We start from the raw sequence: 20,927 nt of genomic DNA, 5'->3' as shown, positions 1-20,927 counted from the left end.
ATCAAAAGCGCAACACCTACGGCGTTGAAACATTCATTTTATAATACAATTGATGCCTACATCCGAATTAATAAATAGCAAAATGTGCCAATATTCCAATGGATGTATTTTACAATATACATGCCCTCATGGTGCAACTCGGTACGAGTTGTTCTTTTGATAGCCCGGGGTTAGCGAGGAACGAGCCTACCCCGGGTAAACGTTCGCAAGGAGATTCAACGCCATAGGTGTTAAGCTTTTTCTATAAAGCCACGTTTATAATGAAACCTTTCGTGGCAGATTAATCAAAAAAAGCGCAACACCTACGGCGTTGTTCCCCGCAAACCATACCCTAACCCAGGGTAGCCTGCACTATCGTTTGGCAACCCTGGGCTATCAAAAACGCAACACTTACAGCGTTGAGAAATGCGTATTGATTCATTATTTGTGTCATGATTCATTGGAATATCATTGAAAACGTATCACAATTAATTCATTAATACAAACAAAAAAATTGTATATTAATCACCGACACCGTAGATTTTATGTCAATATTTCGATGAATGTATTTTACATTATGAATATTACAACGATACAACGCCGTATATTTTATGCCGGTATTCCAATGGATGAATTTCGCAATATAAATGCGCTCATCGCACAACGCCGTAGGTATTATACCATTATTCCAATGAATGTATTTGGCAATAAAAATGTCCTCGTAGTGCAACGCCGTAGGTTATATGCCAATATTCCAATTAATGTATCTTCCATTATAAATGTGCTCATGGTGCAACTCGGTACGAGTTGTTCCTTTGATAGCCCGGGGTTGGTGAGGGACGAGCCTACCCCGGGTGAGCATTCGCAAGGAGATTCAACGCCGTAGGTGTTGAGCTTTTTCTATAAAGGCACGCTTATAATGAACCCTTTCATGGCGAATTAATTTAAAAAACGCAACACCTATGGCGTTGTTCCCCACACAACATACATTAACCCAGGGTAGCCTGCACTATCGTTTGGCAACCCTGGGCTATCAAAAACGCAACACCTACGGCGTTGAAAAATGCGTATTGATTCATTATTTGTAGCATGATTCAATGGTATATCAATGAAAACGTATCACAATTAATTCATTAATACAAACAAAAAAATTGTATATTAATCACCGACGCCGTAGATTTTATGTCAATATTTCGATGAATGTATTTTACATTATGAATATTACAACGATACAACGCCGTATATTTTATGCCGGTATTCCAATGGATGAATTTCGCAATATAAATGCCCTCATGGTGCAACTCGGTACGAGTTGTTCTTTTGATAGCCCGGGGTTGGCGAGGAACGAGCCTACCCCGGGTAAACGTTCGCAAGGAGATTCAACGCTGTAAGTGTTGAGCTTTTTCCGAGAAAGCATGGCTATTGCGAGGGGATTTATGGCGAATTACGCTTAGAAAGCGTAACACCTACGGCTTTGAAATATTCAATCCGTAACATGAATTACGTTATCTCGCGCCAAAATATATGGTGGATTACGTCGAAAAGGTACAACACCTACGGCGTTGTTCCCCGCAAACCATACCCTAACCCAGGGTAGCCTGCACTATCGTTTGGCAACCATAGGCTATCAAAAACGCAACACCTACGGCGTTGAATAATAAAAATCATAATATAATTTGCGTCATTTTATGCGATAATCTACGTCATTTCATGCGATAAAATACGGCAAATTACGCGATGATTTGCCCCAAATCAATTTACCTTTAATTCTCAACATTATCACCGCCCCTAATTAACTCCAAAACAACCCCCTCCATTTCCACGGCTAACTACTCCCCTCTCTCTTCGGAGAGGGGTTGGGGGTGAGGCTTTATTTGCTTCAACCCACCCTACACTTCACTCCAAAACAAAGCATACAATCAAAGTATTTAACAAACAAAAGGACTTTCATACTTTTTAACTTCGATAGATTTGTTTACCCTGAAATCTATTCGTATATTTGCAACATCTACGTTATTAACTCGAAACAATACTAAAACATGGACACGTTTTCTAAGAGATTTTCTTTAGAAGGAAAAGTAGCCTTGGTGACAGGAGCTGCTTATGGTATCGGATTTGCTATTGCTGAAGCTTATGCTTTGGCTGGGGCGAAGGTGGCTTTCAATTGCCGCAGTCAGGAGCATTTAGACAAAGCACTGGCTGACTATAAAGCAAAAGGCATTGATGCACATGGATATATTGCGGACGTTACCGACGAAACGCAGGTAAAAGCGCTTGTAGCGAAAGTGGAAAATGAGCTCGGAACGATTGATATTCTCGTCAATAATGCTGGTATTATCAAGCGTATTCCGATGGAAGAAATGAGTGTTGAGGACTTCCGTCAAGTCATAGACATTGATCTTAACGCCCCTTTCATTGTCTCAAAAGCCGTTATCCCAGGCATGAAACGCAAGGGACATGGAAAGATTATCAATATATGTTCGATGATGAGTGAGTTGGGACGCGAGACGGTTAGTGCTTATGCAGCAGCCAAAGGCGGTCTAAAGATGCTCACACGCAACATTTGTTCGGAGTTTGGTGAACACAATATACAATGCAACGGCATAGGACCGGGCTATATTGCAACGCCACAAACCGCTCCACTTCGTGAGCTTCAAGCAGACGGAAGCCGTCATCCCTTCGACCGATTTATTATTAGTAAGACCCCCGCGGCACGTTGGGGCACGCCCGAAGACCTAATGGGTCCCGCAGTGTTCTTAGCCTCAGATGCGAGTGATTTCATTAATGGTCACATCTTATATGTTGATGGTGGCATTCTCGCTTATATCGGAAAACAACCTTAACTGAGTCATAGAGCGTTGTCACTTGTTAGACAACGCCAGCTCAATGACAATTAAACACATCATGTTTTGAAACGCGTTCGACTATGTTTTTAGTCGTTCTATTGATATATGCTATTCGTTTGAAGTCACGAACAATGACTTCAAACGAAACACAAGTATCTTTTTTACACATCAGAGGATGATTTATTAGTGTGTAAAACAGATTTAAAAGAACCTTGATTTAGGTGGAATTGAGCGCCTGATGCACATGAACAATCTTACCATAAAGCCCCATGAGAAAGACCGTTAGACGCACCCCATGCCAATTGTAAAGGCAAAGCACATTATATGTAAAAGCAAACGAGGTTACTTGTTGACTGCAAACACGCTTTGTAAAACAACCTTAAAAAACAAAAGAATAATCATTATTTTACATAATAATAGTACAGAATAGTGGCCTATTTGCAGAATTCTGCTTAAATTTGCAATCAAAAACCTGTGAGACAAGGTGTCAATGCAGGATAAAGATAACATAAACTACGTAGAATGAAGACCAAACTTTTGTCCCTTACTGCGCTATTCTCCGCTCTATTAGCCTTTACTTCATGTCTCAAAGGCAATGATGATGAGGGCACAACTTACGATGATTCAGCGATTACAGCGTTTTCTTTGGGGACACTGAAGTATACAAAACACGCGAAGACGAAAGCCGGAGCAGACACTATTATCCATACAACGTTGAACGCAAGTAGCTATAAATTCTATATCGATCAAATGAATCGAGAGATTTATAACGTTGATTCCTTGCCCTATGGAGTGGATGTTCGCAAGGCACTTTGTACGATTGCAGCCAAGAACGGAGGTTCAGTGGTATTGAAAAGCATGACTTCTGACTCGCTGAAATTCTATGTAACGACAGACTCTTTGGACTTTTCTAAACCAAGAACGCTCATTGTTTACAGCCAAAGTGGCAAATATAATCGCAGTTATACGGTAAAGGTCAACGTGCATAAGACGCAGGTTGGTCGCTTTGTTTGGCAGTCGACAACAGGTCAAGACAGCCGTTTGGGTGCACTCTCTGCCATGAAAGCAGTAACGATGAATGGCAAAGTGTATGTCATGGGCACGGAAAATGGTACAACAAAGCTCTATGTTACATCGTCTAACCAGATACAAAGCTGGCAGCAACTCAGCCCTGATAAGACACTCGATGCACAGGCTTCAAGCAATCTTATAGCTTTCGATGGCTTCCTTTATACATATAGTGGCGGACAGATTTTGCGCAGTCAAGATGGTCAGTCATGGGAAACAAGAGGCTATGTTACCTTGAAGCAGCTGGTCGGCGGTGTCAATGGAGTACTCTATGGCGTTGGAAACAGCGGCATGATGAAGTCGGAAGACGGCGGAACAAGCTGGAGTTTAGACACAACTAATGGCGATTTAAGTGAATTACCAAGTCAAAATATTCATTTGTTCAGCTTTGCTTCAAAAGTGAATGCTGGCGTTTATAATCTTGTGATGGTAGGAAATGCACCGACAACCAATGATGTTCTCGGCGCAAAGGTATGGGGAAAACAGATTGATCCCAACCAACCTGCACAGCCATGGAGATTCTATGGGTTGGACGAACCAGCGTATGTGGCTCCAGGTTTGACCCATCTTCAGATTGTTAGTGTGGGAGATGACCTCATCGCGCTTGGCGGAAAAGGACTTGGAAACTATCAAGCAAAGGCCTTTGAAAGCTTCTTTGTCAGCGAAGGTCAAGGGCTTGGATGGAAAAAAGACGATCGAATCACATTGCCAGAAGGCTTTGAAAGCAGTGAGACTTCATTTGCTATGGTCGTAGATGAGCATCAAGACCTTTGGTTGATTGCTGGTGGAAGTGGCAAGATTTGGAAAGGTAACTTAGCTGGATTGATACTGAAGAAATAGGCAATAGAGATGCAACGCGCGATGCTTCTACTCACCATGCTGGCTACAATGCTTGGCATGAAAGCCCAAACCGATGATGAATATCTCATGGAAGTGGGCGGAGGCTTAGGCATAATGGGTTATTTGGGCGACTATAATAACATGCTTACGCGAGATCTTCAGCCTATGATGACGGTATTTGTACGCCGTAATCTCAATGCATATATGGCGCTTCGGTTAGATGCTTCGATAGGAACACTCAAGGGAAATGAACGTGATGTGCGAACCATTTACCCTTCATCGTCAGCATCACCCTATCATTTCAGTAACAAACTGACGGATGTTAGTCTGATGTATGAATACAATTTCTGGCCTTATGGCACTGGAAAAGACTACTACGGAGCAAAGCGTTTGACTCCATTTCTATTTGTAGGAGTGGGTGGAACCTATGCAAGTGGTGATGGAACAAACGTCTTTACAGCAAATATTCCAATAGGCGTTGGCCTGAAATATAAAATAGGTACGCGCGTAAATGCAGGCATAGCATGGGCCATGCACTTTGCAATGAGCGACAAACTTGATGGGAGGAAAGATCCGTATGGAATCACTTCGTCGGGCATTTTCAAGAATAAAGATTGCTATTCTGCCCTGCAACTTACACTAAGTTATAGCTTTATGCCGAAATGTACGACGTGTAACAAAGATATAAAATAGGTGCTTTGACACGATAAAATGAGTTATTTTGAATCGCAAAGTGACTTGTTTTGCAGTGTAAAGAGACGCAAAACAGAATATAAAACGAAGATATGGAAGCTTCATTAGATAGGACACGAATTCCCAAACACATTGCCATTATCATGGATGGCAATGGGCGTTGGGCAGCAGAAAGAGGCAAACCACGCAGCTATGGGCATCAAGCTGGCGTGGATGCGGTGCGTAGAATCACGTCGGAAGCTACGCGATTGGGAGTTAAATTCCTTACGCTTTATACCTTTTCTACCGAGAATTGGAACCGTCCTGCAGACGAAATAAGTGCCTTAATGGGCTTAGTGCTCACATCACTTGAGGATGAAATCTTCATGAAGAACAACGTAAGGTTTCGTGTTATCGGTGATAGAAAGAGACTTCCTGCCGAAGTTGAGCAGAAACTTAGAGAGACAGAAGAGCATACAAAGACTAATTCTGCGATGACAATGGTTGTGGCTTTGAGTTATAGTGCACGTTGGGAGATGGCACAAGCCATGCGAGAACTCCTCACGGAACATAAGGATAAGTCTCTTGTTCCGGAAGAAATCACGGAAGAAGTCATTAGCCGTCATCTGCAAACAAGCTTCATGCCAGACCCTGAACTGCTGATACGTACGGGCGGAGAACTACGGATTAGCAACTTCCTTTTATGGCAGATTGCCTACTCGGAGCTATATTTTTGTGATACATATTGGCCCGACTTTAATGAAGACGACTTGCATAAAGCCATCCTGAGTTACCAGAATCGCCAGCGGAGATTTGGCAAAACAGAAGCTCAGATAGAAGCCGAAGCAGTAAAATAAGAATGCTTTGACAAGCGAATAAGAACGAAACAGCAATAAGAAACATCATTGGTAATGAACAATATAAAGAAAGTTTTTATCATCTTTGCAGCGGGATTGACAAGCGCTGTCCCTGCTTTTGCACAGGACAAGATACTATATCCTGATATCTCTTATGCCGGAACACCGCGCTCTTGCATTATCGGTGGCATTAATATCTCGGGAGTTCAAGGCTACGAAGACTACATGTTGTCTGGTATTTCGGGACTACAAGTAGGCCAAGAGATTACAGTTCCCGGGGCCGATATCACGAATGCAGTGAAACGTTACTGGCGTCATGGCCTCTTTTCTGACGTTCAAATTTCGGCCGATTCAATCGTTGGGCGAAAGATTTACTTGCATATCGCGTTGAAAACTCGTCCACGCGTGTCGGTGATTAACTATGAAGGACTGAAAAAAAGCGAACGAGAAGACATGGAAAATAAGCTCGGTCTGCTCAAAGGTTCACAGATAACACCGAACATGATAGACCGCGCGAAGATCTTAGCAAAGAAGTATTTCGACGACAAGGGATTCAAAAATGCGGAAATAACGATACGACAGAGGGATGATGTAGCTAATAAAGGCAACGTGATTCTTGATGTTATCGTAGATAAAAAGGAAAAAATGAAGGTGAGAAACATCTTCATTGAGGGCAACAAAGCATTGAGTTTGTCGAAGATAAAAGGTGGACTCTTTAAGAAAGGTGCCTTTTCTAAGACCCACGAAGCAGGCAAATTAGGCTCTTTCCTCAAGGCAAAGAAGTTCACACCTGAACGCTGGGAGACCGACAAAAAGAATCTGATTGAGAAATATAATGAATATGGTTATCGCGACGCTACTATCCTTAAAGACAGTGTTTGGAATGTAGATCCGAAACATGTTGATATCTATTTAAAGGTAGACGAAGGTCAAAAGTATTACCTTCGCAATATTACTTGGGTCGGAAACACAGTCTATCCAACACTAAGATTAAATGCAATCTTAGGCTTAAAGAGTGGAGATGTCTACAATCAAAAGCTTCTTGAGAAGCGTGTTTCCAAGGATGATGACGCCGTAGCTAACTTATATTACAACAACGGATACGTCTTCTCAAGCATTAATCCGACTGAAGTGAACATCGATGGCGACTCTATTGACCTTGAAATGCGCGTCACAGAAGGTCCTCAAGCCTATCTAAGTCACGTGCGCATCAATGGAAACACCCGTCTATATGAGAACGTTGTACGACGTGAACTGCGTACAAAGCCGGGAGATTTATTCTCTCGTGAGGCACTAATGCGCTCGCTTCGAGAGATTCAGTCCATGGGACATTTCGACCCAGAGAAGAGTAGTCAGCCCGACGTTAAGCCCAATCCAGAGGATGGAACAGTGGACATTAACTACAACTTGGAACAGAAAAGTAATGACCAAATAGAGTTTTCTTTGGGATGGGGACAAACAGGTGTGATAGGTAAAGTAGGCTTAAAGTTGAACAACTTCTCAATGGCCAACCTCTTCAGAAAGAACAAAGAGCACCGTGGAATCATGCCAATCGGTGACGGAGAGGTGTTGAGTCTTAGTGCACAAACTAACGGAACATATTATCAAAGCTATAATGCAAGCTACTCAACCAACTGGCTTGGCGGCAAACGTCCTAACCAATTCAGCGTTGGAGTGTACTTTAGTAAGATGACAGATGTATCAAGTAGCTACTACAATGATGCCTACCGCATGAACTATCTGAACTCTTACTACAGCGGATATGGCTATGGTTATGGCAACTATAACAACAACTATTACGAGAACTACTATGACCCTGATACCTACATGCGCATGTATGGTGTCAGCATTGGTTGGGGAAAGCGTCTCCGTTGGCCTGACGATTACTTTGTACTCTCGGCACAATTGGCTTACCAACGCTATGAATTGAAGAACTGGAAGTATTTCTTGATGACGAATGGAGCTGCAAACAACCTCAACTTGAGCATCTCTTTAAGTCGCACTTCAACGGATAATCCTCTCTTCCCACGCCATGGTTCAGAGTTCACTGCAAGTGTAACCCTCACCCCACCATGGAGTGTTTGGAGTCACAAAGACTACAAAACCCTGGCTATGAACCCTTATTCTCCAACCTATTCTGCCGAACAACAGGAGAAGTATCGTTGGGTTGAATACCACAAATGGAAGTTTAAGGCAAAGACTTATACGGCATTAAGCGGCGGACAAAAGTGCTTTGTACTGATGACTCGCATTGAGATGGGCTTGTTAGGAAGTTATAACAAGTACAAGAAGAGCCCCTTTGAGACCTACTATGTGGGTGGAGATGGCATGAGCGGATACTCTTCAAGCTACGCCGATGAGACCATAGGACTACGTGGTTATGACAATGGTTCGCTCGCATATAACGGCTATGCATACGACCGATTCACGCTTGGGTTGCGCTATCCATTCTTATTAGGCAACACAACTATCTATGGATTAGGCTTTGTTGAAGCCGGAAACGCTTGGTCGAATACTAAATATTTCAACCCGTTTGATATGAAACGAAGTGCCGGTCTCGGTGTACGTATCTACCTTCCAATGGTTGGTTTGATGGGTATTGACTGGGCTTATGGCTTCGATAAGGATAATGTCAACGGAAAGAAGGGCGGAAGTCAGTTCCACTTTATCCTCGGACAAGAGTTCTAAGTCTGTGGACGAGTGGACAAGTTAACGCGTTTACGAGTGATGTGTTCACTGAGTTTTAAGCTTATTGGGTACAGATGCTCATGCAGATTATAAACAGATGAATAGACAAGCCAACAATAAACACGTTTATTTGTACACTTGTCTACTTGTCAACTAAAAACAAACAGATATGAAAAAAACATTTTATAACAAGGCACTAAGGTTCATGTTACCTTTCTTCCTGCTCGCACTTTTACCATCGTCTGCCTCTGCACAGAAGTTCGCTTTAGTTGATATGGAATATATTTTCAAGAATATTCCGGCCTATGAACGTGCAAACGAGCAACTAAATCAAGTCAGTCGGAAGTGGCAAGCAGAGGTAGAGGCGCTCAATACCGAAGCAAGTACGATGTATAAGAACTATCAGAACGAGTCGGTTTTCCTCTCTCAAGAGCAGAAAAAGACTAAACAAGAGCAGATAATGAACAAAGAAAAGGCCGCAGCCGACTTGAAAAAGAAATACTTTGGGCCTGAAGGTGAGTTGTTCAAAAAGCGAGAAGCCTTGATGGCGCCTATCCAAGAGGAAGTCTATAACGCTGTAAAAGAGATATCAGAACTACGTGGTTACAGTCTTGTTGTCGATCGTTCGAGTGACCAAGGCATCATCTTCGGCAGCCCAAAGATAGACATTTCCAACGAGGTTTTACAGAAATTGGGATACAGCCGCTAAGCTTTCAGCCCACTCTCTGACACTAAACAGGAGACCAAGCACGTCATGGCTATTGCCGAAATGACACAAAGCAGTCTCAAGAATGCATCAAATAAAAAATGATTATATAACAAACAATAAAACGAAAACAAAATGAAAAAGATTCTTTTAATGATGTTGATGTTCGCTCCTCTTGCGACATTCGCACAGAAATTTGGTCACATCAACGCACAGGAAGTAATGTCTCAGATGCCTGAATTCATCAAGGCACGTGGCGAAATGGAAGCAAAAGCAAAGCAGTTTGAGAATGATCTCAAAGCAATGCAAGACGAATTGCAGCGTAAAAGCCAAGACTATGAGAAGAATAAGTCTACAATGAACGCAACAAAGCAGCAGGAAACTGAGAACGAACTCAATGGGCTCTATCAGAAATATCAGCAGGCTTTGCAAGACAATCAACAGACTTTGTCTAAGGAACAGCAGGAGAAAATGCAACCTATCACTACCAAATTGGTTAATGCTATCAAGGCTGTCGGCAAGGCAGGTGGCTATGTTTACATCATGGATGTAAGCTCTGGCATCCCTTATATCAGCGATACTTTGAGCAAGGATGTTACTGCTGAGGTGAAAGCTCAACTCAACAAATTGAAGTAAACGAAGCTAACATACAGTTCAAAAGGGGCGGAATTTGATTCCGCCCCTTTCTTTTTGTAGAGTAAAAAAGCCTCTCCCACAGCCCCAATGCAAAGAAACTAAAGAGAGGAATGGCCTCTCCCCCAACCCCTCTCCGAAGAGAGAGGGGAGTAATATGATTTATTATGGATGGCGCGTTCGGATAAAACGTAGCATAAAAGATTCATATCAATGGTATAACCATTCCTTACCCACTTTATAATCTCCCTGCATTTTTTAGAGAAACTCAGTACATACTACATTCTTTCCAAATGTAATCGCTTAATCAAAGTAGACTCGTTCCTCATCAACCGCAGGCTAACAAAAGCACAACCCATACAGAGTAGCACGTTAAAACTTTTATGGTGGCAATATGGTTGATAATAAAGAGCAAAATGATTTGAGCCTAATTGTCGTGTAATATGATAGGTTTTAGCGCGTTAAATGACGCAAATCATCGCACGAAATGGCACAGATTGTTTGATGAGTAAAGAGCCTTAGCTTATATTTCCAATATAGATTGAAACGATAAAAGTCTGCAAACGCACTTGCATTTGCAGACTTTTATCGTTTAAAGAGTAACACCACAGAGGATGTTACACTTTGTTTTGAATCATTATTTCTGTTCTACCGACTCAAGAGCAGCCTCTTCTAAGCGGCGGTCTTTAATCGTTTTACCCATGAAGAGGTAAGCGATTGGCGAAGCAATGAAGATTGATGAGAGTGTACCGAATATCACACCAAGAGTCATGGCGAAAGCAAACGGCTGAATACTCTTACCACCTAACAACAGAATTACTACCAATACGATCAACGTAGAGAAGCCAGTGTTGATGGTACGTGCCAATGTTTGGTTGATAGAATCATTGAAAACTTTCTGTACATCCTGTTTTGGATGGAGGCGGAAGTTCTCACGAATACGGTCGAACACAACCACTTTATCGTTGATAGAGTAACCAATGACGGTCAAAACTGCACCAATGAACGTCTGATCGACCTCCAAAGAGAATGGTAACAATCCCTGAAGCAGTGAGAAGAAACCTACAACCGTCAAGGCATCGAAAATCAAAGCGATGGTTGAACCGGCTGAGAAGGCCACGTTGCGGAAGCGTATAAGGATATAAAGGAAGATGGCTACAAGTGCGATAATGACACTGATGATAGCGCCATAAGTTACATCCTTAGCCACAGAAGGACCTACTTTAGAACTACTTATGATAGAACCTCCGGTGCGAACATCAGGATTCTTGAACGCCTGTACACTCTTTTGAGAAACTAAACCAGCCTGTTTCAAGCCCTGATATAACTTACTTTCGGCCTCATCATCAACCGTAGGACTGTTAGATTCAATCTTATAGTTGGTTGAGATTCGAATCGTTCTATTGTCTGTTCCGAGTGAAAGAGCGTTGGTAGTACAGCCTGGGAACACATGTGTTAAGACTTCACGTACCTGCTCAGGCTCGGTTGGTTTCTCGAACTGTACAACGTAGTTACGACCTCCAGTGAAGTCAATGCTCTGAGAAAGTCCGCGAACAAAGAAGCTACCTATAAAGACAACAGAAGCTAAAATGGCTATAGTGAAGGTGCCTTTATACATGGACATGAACTTATAATCCTTATTCTGCATAAGGTTTTTACTAACACTTGTCCAGTACTTTAGATTCATCCAACGATCTTTGTTGAGTTGATGTTCGAAAACAAGTCTTGTCAAGAACACTGCACTGAAGAACGAACAAACAATACCTATAATCCAAGTTGTCGCGAAACCTTGGATAGGTCCGGTTCCGAAGACATAGAGGATAACACCGGTTATGAGTGAAGTTAAGTTAGAATCAAAGATAGCTGAGAAGGCATTACTATATCCCGCGGCGACTGCTTGCTTCATTCCTTTGCCCGCTCTTAGCTCTTCTTTGATGCGTTCATAGATAAGAACGTTGGCGTCGACTGCCGTACCTAACGACAGAACCATACCTGCAATACCCGACATTGTCAATGCCGCCTGGAACGAAGTAAGTATACCGAGCGTGAAAAATACGTTGATAACCAACGCTGTATTAGCGATCATACCTGGGATGAAGTTATACATCATCACCATATAGATAATCAACAGCACGAAAGCTATAGCGAAAGAGATGATTCCTTGCTGTATAGATGCGGCACCAAGTGTAGGACCTACCACCTCTTCTTGAACGATACGGGCAGGTGCCGGCATACGACCTGACTTCAAAGTATTGGCAAGGTCTTTCGTCATTTCTACGGTAAAGTTACCAGAAATAGCACTTGAGCCACCATCAATCTCGCCATTTACGCGTGGAGCAGAGTACACTGCATTATCCAAAACGATAGCAATGGCCTTACCAACATTAGCTTTTGTCAGCGCAGCCCAACGGCGTGCACCTTCTGTATTCATAGTCATGTTGACCTCAGGTTGGCCTGTTACATGATTGAACTCATCCTTTGCATCAACTACAACGTCGCCCTGTAGAGGAGCTTGTCCGTTACTTGATGAAACCTTTATAGCGTAAAGACCATAAATATTCTTAGCTTTGATACCATCTTCTGGCGTTGCACTCCAAAGCAATTTGAGGTCGGTTGGAAGAATTTGCTTAGCAGTTTGTCCATAGATTAACTTGCTAATAGCAGCTGTATCTCGTACACTTGCATAACCAACGAGTGCCAAAGAGTTCTGTCCTGTGGTCTGAAGCATTGCCAACAATGGGTGTTGTTTCTTCGCAGCTTCCATCTGTGCATTACTCTTTTGAGTAGGAGTCTCGTCGTCATTATTCTTCAATTGTAACTTAACCTTCTTTGCATCAGCCTTCTTAATGGCCTTCTTTGCAGCGGTAGTATCATTAGAAGCGTCGTTCGCAAGACGGCTATCAAGTTGTTGCAAATAAGGAATTACCTCGTCAGCATTGTATGTTTCCCAGAACTCCAGATTCGCACTACCCTGTAAAAGCTTACGCATACGCTCAGGTTCTTTGATACCTGGCATCTCAACCATAATGCGACCAGTCTGTCCTTCGAGTTTCTGAATGTTGGGTTGTACAACTCCAAACTTATCAATACGAGTGCGTACAACGTTGAAAGAGTTATCAATTGCAGCCTGAACCTCCTGTCGTAACACCTTCTCTACTTCTGAATCAGTGCTCTGTGGATTAATCTTACCTTGTAATTGCTGTGTAGCGAAGAGCTCAGCAAGGCGATGTCCCGGCGCATTTTGATGATAATACTTCACAAAAAGTGATATAAAGTCACTCTGACTCGTCTCTTCTTCAGTGCGAGCTTGCTTCATTGATTTAACAAAAGCGGGGTCCGTCTTGTGATCTGCCAACGTTTCCAATACATCGGGAACAGAGATTTCAAGAATCACATTCATACCACCTTTGAGGTCAAGTCCCAGTCCTATCTGGGTCTCCAAGCACTTTTGATAGGAGTAAATGCCCAAATACTTCACAGAATCTTTATAATCCTGTCTCGCAATTGGGTCTTTAATCTTTGCAGCTTGGCTGTCATAGTAACCTGTGGCAACCGAGAATGAAAGATAGAAAATGCTTGCAAGCGTCAGAAGAACAGCTGTACAAATTACAATTCCTTTGTTTTGCATCTTTTTATTAGTTATTGATTTATTGTTTTTCTAAATTTAATAAGAAAGTTCCTACTATCATATGTAGACGTGCAAAAATACAAATTTTCTTGCAGTCTGTAAAATTTATACGCGTGAAATATATTTTTTTCAACCATTTCCTCGCTTTTTCAGCCAGCAAACTATTGGGTAGTGGTCTGATTCTCCAATACTATGGTCGACCTTACAAGCATAAGGTTGCCAATCTTTTGTACACATAATATGATCTATTCGCACATACATTCCTCCAGCATGATAGCTTACTCCCGGGCCATTTCCTGTGGAAACATAACAATCAATGAGGTTTTTTGCAATGGTATGTCGGGCATAAGATATGGGCGTATCATTGAAATCGCCACACACTATCATGCTTTTATCTAAATGATTACTAATATATCGGGCAACTGCATCAGCCTGAACCGCTCGCTTAGCCGAGGCATCTCCAAGCTTATCTACTAAACGATAAGAAGTTTGTTTGGCTGCCATCACCTTTAAATCTCCCTTTACTAACGACTTAAACTCACGTTTATCCTCATTGGAAAGTCCTGTAGTTTCAAGGTGGTTATTGACTATAATCACGGTATCATTCCCTATCTTTACCTCAAAGGCTCCACTCAAATTTCCCTTCGATGGATAGCTAATGCGCTCGTGAGAAACAATGGGATATCTACTGTATAAGGCGATACAATCACTCGTTTGCGAATATCTCAGCGTGTCTTTATAAGCATATAATTTATCAAGAACAGCGTCTACACGATATTGTCCGATTTCATTTGTCATGGCTTCTTGCATACATAAGATATCAGGATGCTGCACTTTAATATATTCCAAGATAGGAAACTTCCCATTAGCATAGCGCTTCCACCCCGCAAAACTCCACACATTATAAGACATTACCTTAATCGCCTTGTCGGGAACTGACTGTGGAATGTTGAATGGAATATAGGTTCTCACAGGACCATAACAAACAAGATAGCCTGCAAGTGGCAACAAAGCACCTTTCTTTTTGAAGCAAAGCCAAAAGACAAGAAAGCCAAAATTGATGATAAGAAAAACGGGAAAAACGAGTCCGGCATTAGCTAACACCTGATGTTTTATAGGGTTTAAGCGATCCGAATACCCCACAAGAAGCATCACTAAGATAGTAGCCAGATTGGCTCCAGCCACCATTTGCAAAGAGAATCGTTTCAGATTACGCATCATAGTCGCTGCCGTCAGTTCTTCTTACTACTTTCAAAGAGCCTCCGTTTCTCATCCGCTGAAAGACTATCATAACCACTTTTGCGAATCTTATCAAGGATTCTGTCTACCTCTTCCTGATCTTCTTGCTTGCGACGGTTATATTCCCAGTCGCTCTGTCGATTGATATTATCGCCTCCATTGACGTGAGTGGCATTCCCATTTCCCCCTTGTTGTTGCTTACGATGGTCCCATTTACGCTTCAAATTATCAAAGAATTGCTGTCCTTGTAAAGCGTTATTACCAACTCCCGGATGCCTTCTCCAATAACGAATCAAGAAGAATCCCACAATCATTCCACCGAGATGAGCCAGGTGAGCCACGTTATCACTCGCTGTCGATAGCGCCATAACAAGTTCTATGCCGGCATATATCATGACGAAAAACTTAGCTTTTATGGGGATGGGGATGGGGATAATAAACAATCGTTCGTTTGGAAACAGCATACCAAATGCCAGCAGTATGGCATAAATAGCACCCGAAGCACCGACCGTAGTCCAGTTATTCAACATCGGAGATAGCTGGTAAGCAATCTGTGGAAGCTGTCCTATCGTGAACGAAGGAATGTGAGATGACACTGTCAAATAGAACGAACAAAACTGTGCTGCCTCTTGAAAGATTCCGGCACCAATACCACATATAATGTAATAAAACAAGAACCTACGCGGTCCCCACACTTGTTCTACAACCATACCAAACATCCATAGCGCAAACATATTAAAGAATATATGTTCTAAATTGGCATGCATGAACATGTAAGTAAAGAGCTGATAGAATTGAAAATCAGTCGCAAGGAAGAAGTGAAGACCAAAGATGTTGTTGAGGTCTATCGGAGTTCCTCCCATGAAACTAACTCTTTGAAGCAGCCACATCAAGATAAACGCAATCACGTTGATGAGGAGAAGGTTCTTCGTTACGGTGGGAATACGCATCATTTGAGTTGAATTTTTATTGTTGTCTAATTGTTATTTGACTGCAAAAATACGAAAAATATCGTTTAATTAGCCCATAGAAAGGCCGTTTCAAGGCAATTTTTACTATTTTATTCCACTTTTTTCGCTTTTTTATTTGATTTATGAAAGGAATCATCTATATTTGCCAAATAAAGTGACGAATTATTCATTAAATAATCATCTAATTAAAACAAAATTATGAACAAAACAGAATTGATCGACAAAATTGCTGCAGGCGCAGGCTTGAGCAAGGCAGAAGCAAAGAAAGCATTAGACGCAACAACAGCTGCTATCAAGGAAGCTCTCGTGAAAGGCGATAAGATTCAGCTCGTAGGTTTTGGCACTTTCAGTGTTAATGAGCGTCCAGCTCGCGAGGGAATCAACCCTGCAACTAAGGCAAAAATCAAGATTGCAGCTAAGAAAGTGGCTAAGTTCAAAGCAGGTGCAGAACTCGCTGACGCTGTAAACGCATAATTGTAAAGATTAATCGCAACTTTATTTACGCGGACTTTTCAATGATTTTCATTGAGGAGTCCGCTTTTCTTTTGAGACGAATCCTATGCCTTTTGCCCAGAAAGATAGTGCTCTGATCCGCCGTCTTGATTCATAACTCATCACATTTCAAGTATCATCCTCCTTTGCTTAGACTCACTTCCTCATCTCTATACAGCAAAAGAGCACCCCCACTCCTTTATAAAAACTGAACAAATCGACCATAAATCCAACATCACAAAAGATGAAAAGATTTACCACAGAACGTATTTCTACAATAAATTAAAGTTCACTTTGAATACAATCTAAACCTATGAAAATCAACATCTTATACCAACTATTAAGAAAGGACATTGGAAAGACAATACAATCTCTATCATTTTACCGCATAAAGTGCATCATTTTACACCGTAAAATGACGCAGTTCTTCATGTAAAATAACGCTGTTTACAATGCATTTGCAGTTCAACGCTGAAGGCGTTGTACCTTTTATAGCCCAGGGTTGGCGTCAGCCTACCCTGGGTTATGCATGTAGTGAGGAGGTCAACGCCGTAGGTGTTGTACGTTTTCTGCGTAGAATGCCGTGATAAAATGATGAGGTATAAAAGGTATAACGCCTACAGCGTTGTTGCCACTCACGGCAAATGACCCAGGGTAGACTTCGCTTTCGCTTGTCAACCCTGGGCTATCAAAAGTACAACGCTTACAGCGTTGCATAGTTACAACATTCGCAATGGCGGATACATTCATTGGAATATTGGCATAACACCCATGGCGTTGCCTGATGAGCGCATTCATTATGGAGGATATATCCATTGAAATCTTGGCACCTTTTGGCGTTTATTTATTCGCATGTTGCCATCAATTGTATTACAAAATGCACGTTTCAACGCCGTAGGTGTTGCGTTTTTGATAGCCCAGGGTTGACAAGCGATAGCGCAGGCTACCCTGGGTTAACGTATGTTGTGCGGGGAACAACGCCGTAGGTGTTGTGCTTTTGATAGCCCAGGGTTGCCAAACGATAGTGCAGGCTACCCTGGGTTGGCATATGCTGTGCATGGAACAACGCCGTAGGTGTTGCGCTTTTTTAGATTAATCCGCCATGAAAGATTTCGTTGTAAGCGTGCCTTCATAGAAAAAGCTCAACACCTACGGCGTTGAATCTCCTTGCGAACGTTTACCCGGGGTAGGCTCGTTCCTCGCCAACCCCGGGCTATCAAAAGAACAACTCGTACCGAGTTGCGTGGTAGGAGCATTCATGGTAATAGATACATCCATTGGAATATCGGCATAACATCTACGGAGTTGCATCGTTGCCACATTCACAATGACAAATACATTCATTGATATATTGGCATAATACCTACGACGTTACGATATTGCAACATTCACAATGACAAATACATTCATTGATATACCGGCATAACACCTACGGAGTTGCATCGTTACCACATTCGCAATGACAAATACATTCATTGATATATTGGCATAATACCTACGACGTTACGATATTGCAACATTCACAATGACAAATATATTCATTTAGATATTGACATAACACTCATGGCGTTGCATTATTGCAACATTCGCAATGGCGGATACATTCATTGGAGTATTGGTACAAAGGCTTTGGCGTTGCGTAGTTACAACATTCGCAATGGCGGATACATTCATTGGAGTATTGGTACAATGGCTTTGGCGTTGCGTATTACTACAGTTATAACGGCAAATGGGTTAATTAGAGATATTGACATGGTTGATAATCAAAGATAAAATGATTTGGGACAAATTACGCAAAGAAACCACAATACTGATGATGCAGAATCGTTCATTCCATAAAACGAATAACATCAATGTAGCTCAAGAAACTTAACTAAAATGGACGGGAAAGGTGCTTCATTCAAACAGATTTTGAGGCAAAATAAGGAACATGGAGAAACAAAAAGCGCCAAAAGATATAAGTATCTTTCGGCGCTTTTGAGTTGTCCCAGGCGGATTCGAACCACCACTGACAGAACCAAAAACTGTAGTGCTACCATTACACCATAGGACAATCTGGGTGCAAAGGTAATGTTTCTTTCGCACACTACCAAATTTTTACTTGATTTTTTGTTATTCCTTACACATCGGCCTCTATTGTTTCGGCTACTCTTGAAGTTCTATTACGCGCGTGATATCAAAGGAAATGGTTGGTCGATTGTAGCAATCATTAGCGCAAGACAGGTCGAAATCAAGACGATTTCCTGTTCTTTTGGCTCTTTTTTCGCCTTTCAATCGCAACTGATAGTGCATGAAAAAACGTGCATCTTCCTCTGAAGTAATGACAAAAGGATGGCTTATGGTGCCGTCACCCGTCGAAGATATGGCATCAAGAACGCACGTTGCTATGCGTAGATAGTATGCTTCTGCGTCAACATTTATAGGAGAATTGGTGCCATTTCCTACCATATTACGTGCTTCTCTGCCCATAAAAACGATGGCAGGGAGGCTGATAGGATTGATAGCGAGCGCCTGTTGGGCGTAGGTTATGGCTTTGTTGGTGTTGCCTTTAATAAGGGCTTTGAGCATTTCTTGAACCATTTTTTCTTCTTTTCCCTGGCTGATATAGCTTTGCCCGATATAGATTAACTGGCTCTTCGCTGTGGTTAATGGAGACTTAGTCACGCCATTTAGTAAGGTTTTCACAAGATTTCGAATGCTGTCAGGACGCGAAGCGCATAGTGCTTTGATGTGTTTCCATTCGGCCTTATCAAAGCTTTTATATTCCTGAGCAGTACAGATGAGCGCGCAAAACAGAAGTAGAAAGGTGATTATATATTTCTTCATGTGACATCATTTGAGATAGATGAAGCAAATATACAAAAAAGTCTGCAAGGTAAAGTGCCTTGCAGACTTCTTTTATTGATATGCAAATGAAATCTTACTTGACGGTAATGAGATAATAGTTCTTCTTTCCGCGTTGCACAAGAAGATATTTTCCATCGATAAGGTCATCGGTTGTGACAAGCTGATCAAAGGCAGAGAGTTTCTCCTTATTCAAGCTTACACCACCTCCTTTGACGAGTTTTCTCATCTCACTCTTGCTTGGGAAGATGTCCATTCCCTCTTGATTGAACACATCTACAGCCGGATTACCGAGCAATGAGCGGTCAATCGTGTAGTGAGGAACATCTTTGAACACATCGTTTAGAGTAGCCTCATCCAATTGGGCGAGGCTATCCTTGGTGGCTTTACCAAAGAGTATGTTGCTCGCGGCAATGGCCATATCAAGATCTTCCTTTGAATGTACCATCGTAGTGACCTCTTCTGCGAGACGTTTCTGTAGGATTCGTCGGCCCGGATCTTGCTGATGTTCGGCTACAAGCCCATCAATCTCCTCCTTATCAAGGTCAGTAAAGATTTTGATATAACGCTCGGCATCGCTATCACTGACGTTCAACCAGAACTGATAGAAGGCATAAGGTGTGGTGCGTTGACGGTCAAGCCAAACATTTCCGCTTTCCGTTTTGCCAAACTTCTTGCCATCTGCCTTTGTAATCAATGGGCAAGTGAGACAGAAAGCCTCTGCATCGTTGCCAAGAGTACGGTGGATAAGTTCCGTTCCTGTGGTCATATTGCCCCACTGATCGTTTCCACCGAGCTGCAATCTGACGCCATAGTGCTGATATTGATAAAGGAAATCATAGCCCTGTAAAAGCTGATAAGTGAACTCAGTGAATGAAAGTCCATCGCGAGCTTCACCATTTAATCTCTTCTGTACACTGTCTTTGGCCATCATATAATTGACTGTGATGTGCTTTCCGACTTCTCTTGCGAAATCAAGGAACGTGAAATCCTTCATCCAGTCATAGTTATTAACGAGTTCTGCCTTATTCGGCTCGCTGCCATCAAAGTCAAGGAACTTCGCCACTTGCTTTTTGATGGCCTCTTGATTGTGGTAGAGCGTCTCTGAATCTAATAGGTTTCGCTCCTGACTTTTGCCCGAAGGATCGCCTATCATGCCCGTAGCTCCACCAACAAGCAAGTAAGGTTTATGTCCACAACGCTGCAAATGGCGCAACATCATGATGCCACAGAGGTGACCGATATGCAGAGAATCCGCCGTGGGGTCAGTGCCTAAATAGGCCGACACCATGTGGGTCTGCAGATATTCTTCTGTTCCCGGCATGATTTGTGCAAGCATACCACGCCATTTAAGTTCTTCAACGAAGTTCTTTGCCATGTCTTTTTATATTATGAAAAGCAGCCAGATGCATTTTGAATGCGGCTGCATTGTTTATTGATATGTCGTGAGTTGGTTTCCGATGC

The 20,927-nt window shown here is 42.2% G+C and carries 22 protein-coding genes and 1 tRNA gene; 14 read left to right on the top strand and 9 right to left on the bottom strand.

Translation table 11 applies throughout. The annotated features are described in order from the left end of the window. The first annotated feature begins 98 nt into the window (after nucleotides 1–98). From HMPREF9145_RS14165 to HMPREF9145_RS13760, 4 genes are all read left to right on the top strand, one after another. Complete coding sequence (locus HMPREF9145_RS14165) at nucleotides 99–227, top strand: hypothetical protein (protein ID WP_081697726.1); 129 nt, start codon at nucleotides 99–101, stop codon at nucleotides 225–227. A 329-nt stretch (nucleotides 228–556) separates the two neighbouring features. Next, entirely contained in the window at nucleotides 557–865 is a 309-nt protein-coding gene (locus HMPREF9145_RS13065) for a hypothetical protein (RefSeq protein WP_036907139.1), read from the top strand. A 76-nt stretch (nucleotides 866–941) separates the two neighbouring features. Then, on the top strand, nucleotides 942–1,067 hold the full coding sequence (locus tag HMPREF9145_RS14160; RefSeq protein WP_262502509.1) for a hypothetical protein: 126 nt from the start codon (nucleotides 942–944) through the stop codon (nucleotides 1,065–1,067). Nucleotides 1,068–1,193: 126 nt separating this feature from the next. After that, the gene (locus HMPREF9145_RS13760; RefSeq protein ID WP_081697725.1) at nucleotides 1,194–1,370 is read left to right on the top strand and encodes a hypothetical protein; all 177 of its coding nucleotides are present in this window, start codon (nucleotides 1,194–1,196) and stop codon (nucleotides 1,368–1,370) included. Between the two features lie 163 nt (nucleotides 1,371–1,533). Here the strand turns inward: HMPREF9145_RS13760 and HMPREF9145_RS13755 are convergent, their stop codons facing one another. Continuing rightward, nucleotides 1,534–1,647: a DNA-directed RNA polymerase gene (locus HMPREF9145_RS13755; RefSeq protein WP_196809761.1), complete on the bottom strand. Its 114-nt coding sequence runs from the start codon at nucleotides 1,645–1,647 to the stop codon at nucleotides 1,534–1,536. A 371-nt stretch (nucleotides 1,648–2,018) separates the two neighbouring features. On the opposite strand from HMPREF9145_RS13755, the gene HMPREF9145_RS08855 reads away from it, so the two are divergent. The 7 genes from HMPREF9145_RS08855 to HMPREF9145_RS08825 all read left to right on the top strand — a co-directional run bounded on the left by HMPREF9145_RS08855 (nucleotide 2,019) and on the right by HMPREF9145_RS08825 (nucleotide 10,292). After that, nucleotides 2,019–2,822 carry a gluconate 5-dehydrogenase gene (locus tag HMPREF9145_RS08855; protein ID WP_021825803.1) on the top strand — a complete coding sequence of 268 codons (804 nt, stop codon included), beginning with the start codon at nucleotides 2,019–2,021 and terminating at the stop codon, nucleotides 2,820–2,822. A gap of 525 nt (nucleotides 2,823–3,347) precedes the next feature. After that, on the top strand, nucleotides 3,348–4,733 hold the full coding sequence (locus tag HMPREF9145_RS08850) for a DUF6242 domain-containing protein (protein WP_021825886.1): 1,386 nt from the start codon (nucleotides 3,348–3,350) through the stop codon (nucleotides 4,731–4,733). A gap of 9 nt (nucleotides 4,734–4,742) precedes the next feature. Next, nucleotides 4,743–5,426 carry a type IX secretion system protein PorG gene (porG, locus tag HMPREF9145_RS08845; RefSeq protein ID WP_021825867.1) on the top strand — a complete coding sequence of 228 codons (684 nt, stop codon included), beginning with the start codon at nucleotides 4,743–4,745 and terminating at the stop codon, nucleotides 5,424–5,426. A 92-nt stretch (nucleotides 5,427–5,518) separates the two neighbouring features. After that, nucleotides 5,519–6,262, top strand: coding sequence for an isoprenyl transferase (locus tag HMPREF9145_RS08840; RefSeq protein ID WP_021825985.1), 744 nt, complete (start codon nucleotides 5,519–5,521; stop codon nucleotides 6,260–6,262). A 54-nt stretch (nucleotides 6,263–6,316) separates the two neighbouring features. Continuing rightward, entirely contained in the window at nucleotides 6,317–8,950 is a 2,634-nt protein-coding gene (locus tag HMPREF9145_RS08835) for a BamA/OMP85 family outer membrane protein (RefSeq protein WP_021825917.1), read from the top strand. Nucleotides 8,951–9,119: 169 nt separating this feature from the next. Continuing rightward, on the top strand, nucleotides 9,120–9,659 hold the full coding sequence (locus tag HMPREF9145_RS08830; protein ID WP_021825931.1) for an OmpH/Skp family outer membrane protein: 540 nt from the start codon (nucleotides 9,120–9,122) through the stop codon (nucleotides 9,657–9,659). A 132-nt stretch (nucleotides 9,660–9,791) separates the two neighbouring features. Continuing rightward, a complete protein-coding gene (locus HMPREF9145_RS08825) occupies nucleotides 9,792–10,292 on the top strand; it encodes an OmpH/Skp family outer membrane protein (protein WP_021826005.1) in 501 nt (166 codons plus the stop codon). A gap of 634 nt (nucleotides 10,293–10,926) precedes the next feature. On the opposite strand, the gene secDF is transcribed toward HMPREF9145_RS08825, so the two are convergent. The 3 genes from secDF to HMPREF9145_RS08810 all read right to left on the bottom strand — a co-directional run bounded on the left by secDF (nucleotide 10,927) and on the right by HMPREF9145_RS08810 (nucleotide 16,109). After that, on the bottom strand, nucleotides 10,927–13,917 hold the full coding sequence (secDF, locus tag HMPREF9145_RS08820) for a protein translocase subunit SecDF (protein ID WP_021825936.1): 2,991 nt from the start codon (nucleotides 13,915–13,917) through the stop codon (nucleotides 10,927–10,929). A 129-nt stretch (nucleotides 13,918–14,046) separates the two neighbouring features. Then, nucleotides 14,047–15,138, bottom strand: a complete 1,092-nt coding sequence (locus tag HMPREF9145_RS08815; protein ID WP_021825818.1) for an endonuclease/exonuclease/phosphatase family protein — start codon at nucleotides 15,136–15,138, stop codon at nucleotides 14,047–14,049. An 11-nt stretch (nucleotides 15,139–15,149) separates the two neighbouring features. Further along, nucleotides 15,150–16,109, bottom strand: a complete 960-nt coding sequence (locus HMPREF9145_RS08810; protein ID WP_021825883.1) for a rhomboid family intramembrane serine protease — start codon at nucleotides 16,107–16,109, stop codon at nucleotides 15,150–15,152. Nucleotides 16,110–16,325: 216 nt separating this feature from the next. Between HMPREF9145_RS08810 and HMPREF9145_RS08805 the strand changes: the two genes are divergently transcribed. Continuing rightward, nucleotides 16,326–16,601, top strand: coding sequence for an HU family DNA-binding protein (locus HMPREF9145_RS08805; RefSeq protein ID WP_007135151.1), 276 nt, complete (start codon nucleotides 16,326–16,328; stop codon nucleotides 16,599–16,601). Between the two features lie 561 nt (nucleotides 16,602–17,162). Here the strand turns inward: HMPREF9145_RS08805 and HMPREF9145_RS13975 are convergent. Next, nucleotides 17,163–17,435, bottom strand: coding sequence for a hypothetical protein (locus tag HMPREF9145_RS13975; protein WP_231369783.1), 273 nt, complete (start codon nucleotides 17,433–17,435; stop codon nucleotides 17,163–17,165). A 144-nt stretch (nucleotides 17,436–17,579) separates the two neighbouring features. Here HMPREF9145_RS13975 and HMPREF9145_RS13750 point away from each other — a divergent pair, with 144 nt between their 5' ends. After that, nucleotides 17,580–17,693 (top strand): DNA-directed RNA polymerase, encoded by a 114-nt coding sequence (locus HMPREF9145_RS13750; RefSeq protein WP_196809760.1) that lies wholly within the window; start codon nucleotides 17,580–17,582, stop codon nucleotides 17,691–17,693. A gap of 75 nt (nucleotides 17,694–17,768) precedes the next feature. Here the strand turns inward: HMPREF9145_RS13750 and HMPREF9145_RS13040 are convergent, their stop codons facing one another. Then, complete coding sequence (locus HMPREF9145_RS13040) at nucleotides 17,769–17,963, bottom strand: tetrahydrofolate synthase (protein ID WP_231369782.1); 195 nt, start codon at nucleotides 17,961–17,963, stop codon at nucleotides 17,769–17,771. A gap of 219 nt (nucleotides 17,964–18,182) precedes the next feature. On the opposite strand from HMPREF9145_RS13040, the gene HMPREF9145_RS08800 reads away from it, so the two are divergent. Next, complete coding sequence (locus HMPREF9145_RS08800) at nucleotides 18,183–18,392, top strand: hypothetical protein (protein ID WP_021826007.1); 210 nt, start codon at nucleotides 18,183–18,185, stop codon at nucleotides 18,390–18,392. 209 nt (nucleotides 18,393–18,601) lie between these two features. On the opposite strand, the gene HMPREF9145_RS08795 is transcribed toward HMPREF9145_RS08800, so the two are convergent. The 3 genes from HMPREF9145_RS08795 to tyrS all read right to left on the bottom strand — a co-directional run bounded on the left by HMPREF9145_RS08795 (nucleotide 18,602) and on the right by tyrS (nucleotide 20,841). Then, nucleotides 18,602–18,672 (bottom strand) — tRNA-Gln (locus HMPREF9145_RS08795). A 92-nt stretch (nucleotides 18,673–18,764) separates the two neighbouring features. After that, complete coding sequence (locus HMPREF9145_RS08790; RefSeq protein ID WP_021825850.1) at nucleotides 18,765–19,445, bottom strand: DUF4919 domain-containing protein; 681 nt, start codon at nucleotides 19,443–19,445, stop codon at nucleotides 18,765–18,767. Between the two features lie 94 nt (nucleotides 19,446–19,539). Next, a complete protein-coding gene (tyrS, locus tag HMPREF9145_RS08785) occupies nucleotides 19,540–20,841 on the bottom strand; it encodes a tyrosine--tRNA ligase (RefSeq protein ID WP_007135145.1) in 1,302 nt (433 codons plus the stop codon). Nucleotides 20,842–20,927: the final 86 nt, after the last annotated feature.

The sequence above is a fragment of the Segatella salivae F0493 genome, from assembly GCF_000477535.1.
Lineage (GTDB): Bacteria > Bacteroidota > Bacteroidia > Bacteroidales > Bacteroidaceae > Prevotella > Prevotella salivae.
The sequence above is the reverse complement of the archived record's forward strand: the minus strand, read 5'-3'. Positions and strand labels throughout refer to the sequence as shown.

Excerpts from the sequence above, each read along its gene's own strand:
- HMPREF9145_RS08830 (WP_021825931.1), top strand. The coding sequence starts at position 9,120 with ATGAAAAAAACATTTTATAACAAGGCACTAAGGTTCATGTTACCTTTC.
- HMPREF9145_RS08850 (WP_021825886.1), top strand. The coding sequence starts at position 3,348 with ATGAAGACCAAACTTTTGTCCCTTACTGCGCTATTCTCCGCTCTATTA.
- HMPREF9145_RS08840 (WP_021825985.1), top strand. The coding sequence starts at position 5,519 with ATGGAAGCTTCATTAGATAGGACACGAATTCCCAAACACATTGCCATT.
- HMPREF9145_RS08800 (WP_021826007.1), top strand. The coding sequence starts at position 18,183 with ATGGCGTTGCATTATTGCAACATTCGCAATGGCGGATACATTCATTGG.
- HMPREF9145_RS08805 (WP_007135151.1), top strand. The coding sequence starts at position 16,326 with ATGAACAAAACAGAATTGATCGACAAAATTGCTGCAGGCGCAGGCTTG.
- HMPREF9145_RS13975 (WP_231369783.1), bottom strand. The coding sequence starts at position 17,435 with ATGGATATATCCTCCATAATGAATGCGCTCATCAGGCAACGCCATGGG.
- HMPREF9145_RS14165 (WP_081697726.1), top strand. The coding sequence starts at position 99 with ATGGATGTATTTTACAATATACATGCCCTCATGGTGCAACTCGGTACG.
- HMPREF9145_RS08790 (WP_021825850.1), bottom strand. The coding sequence starts at position 19,445 with ATGAAGAAATATATAATCACCTTTCTACTTCTGTTTTGCGCGCTCATC.
- HMPREF9145_RS08810 (WP_021825883.1), bottom strand. The coding sequence starts at position 16,109 with ATGATGCGTATTCCCACCGTAACGAAGAACCTTCTCCTCATCAACGTG.
- HMPREF9145_RS08825 (WP_021826005.1), top strand. The coding sequence starts at position 9,792 with ATGAAAAAGATTCTTTTAATGATGTTGATGTTCGCTCCTCTTGCGACA.
- secDF (WP_021825936.1), bottom strand. The coding sequence starts at position 13,917 with ATGCAAAACAAAGGAATTGTAATTTGTACAGCTGTTCTTCTGACGCTT.
- HMPREF9145_RS13065 (WP_036907139.1), top strand. The coding sequence starts at position 557 with ATGAATATTACAACGATACAACGCCGTATATTTTATGCCGGTATTCCA.
- porG (WP_021825867.1), top strand. The coding sequence starts at position 4,743 with ATGCAACGCGCGATGCTTCTACTCACCATGCTGGCTACAATGCTTGGC.
- HMPREF9145_RS08855 (WP_021825803.1), top strand. The coding sequence starts at position 2,019 with ATGGACACGTTTTCTAAGAGATTTTCTTTAGAAGGAAAAGTAGCCTTG.
- HMPREF9145_RS13760 (WP_081697725.1), top strand. The coding sequence starts at position 1,194 with ATGAATATTACAACGATACAACGCCGTATATTTTATGCCGGTATTCCA.
- HMPREF9145_RS08815 (WP_021825818.1), bottom strand. The coding sequence starts at position 15,138 with ATGATGCGTAATCTGAAACGATTCTCTTTGCAAATGGTGGCTGGAGCC.
- HMPREF9145_RS13755 (WP_196809761.1), bottom strand. The coding sequence starts at position 1,647 with ATGATTTTTATTATTCAACGCCGTAGGTGTTGCGTTTTTGATAGCCTA.
- HMPREF9145_RS14160 (WP_262502509.1), top strand. The coding sequence starts at position 942 with ATGGCGTTGTTCCCCACACAACATACATTAACCCAGGGTAGCCTGCAC.
- HMPREF9145_RS13750 (WP_196809760.1), top strand. The coding sequence starts at position 17,580 with ATGTTGTGCGGGGAACAACGCCGTAGGTGTTGTGCTTTTGATAGCCCA.
- HMPREF9145_RS13040 (WP_231369782.1), bottom strand. The coding sequence starts at position 17,963 with ATGAATGTATTTGTCATTGTGAATGTGGCAACGATGCAACTCCGTAGA.
- HMPREF9145_RS08835 (WP_021825917.1), top strand. The coding sequence starts at position 6,317 with ATGAACAATATAAAGAAAGTTTTTATCATCTTTGCAGCGGGATTGACA.
- tyrS (WP_007135145.1), bottom strand. The coding sequence starts at position 20,841 with ATGGCAAAGAACTTCGTTGAAGAACTTAAATGGCGTGGTATGCTTGCA.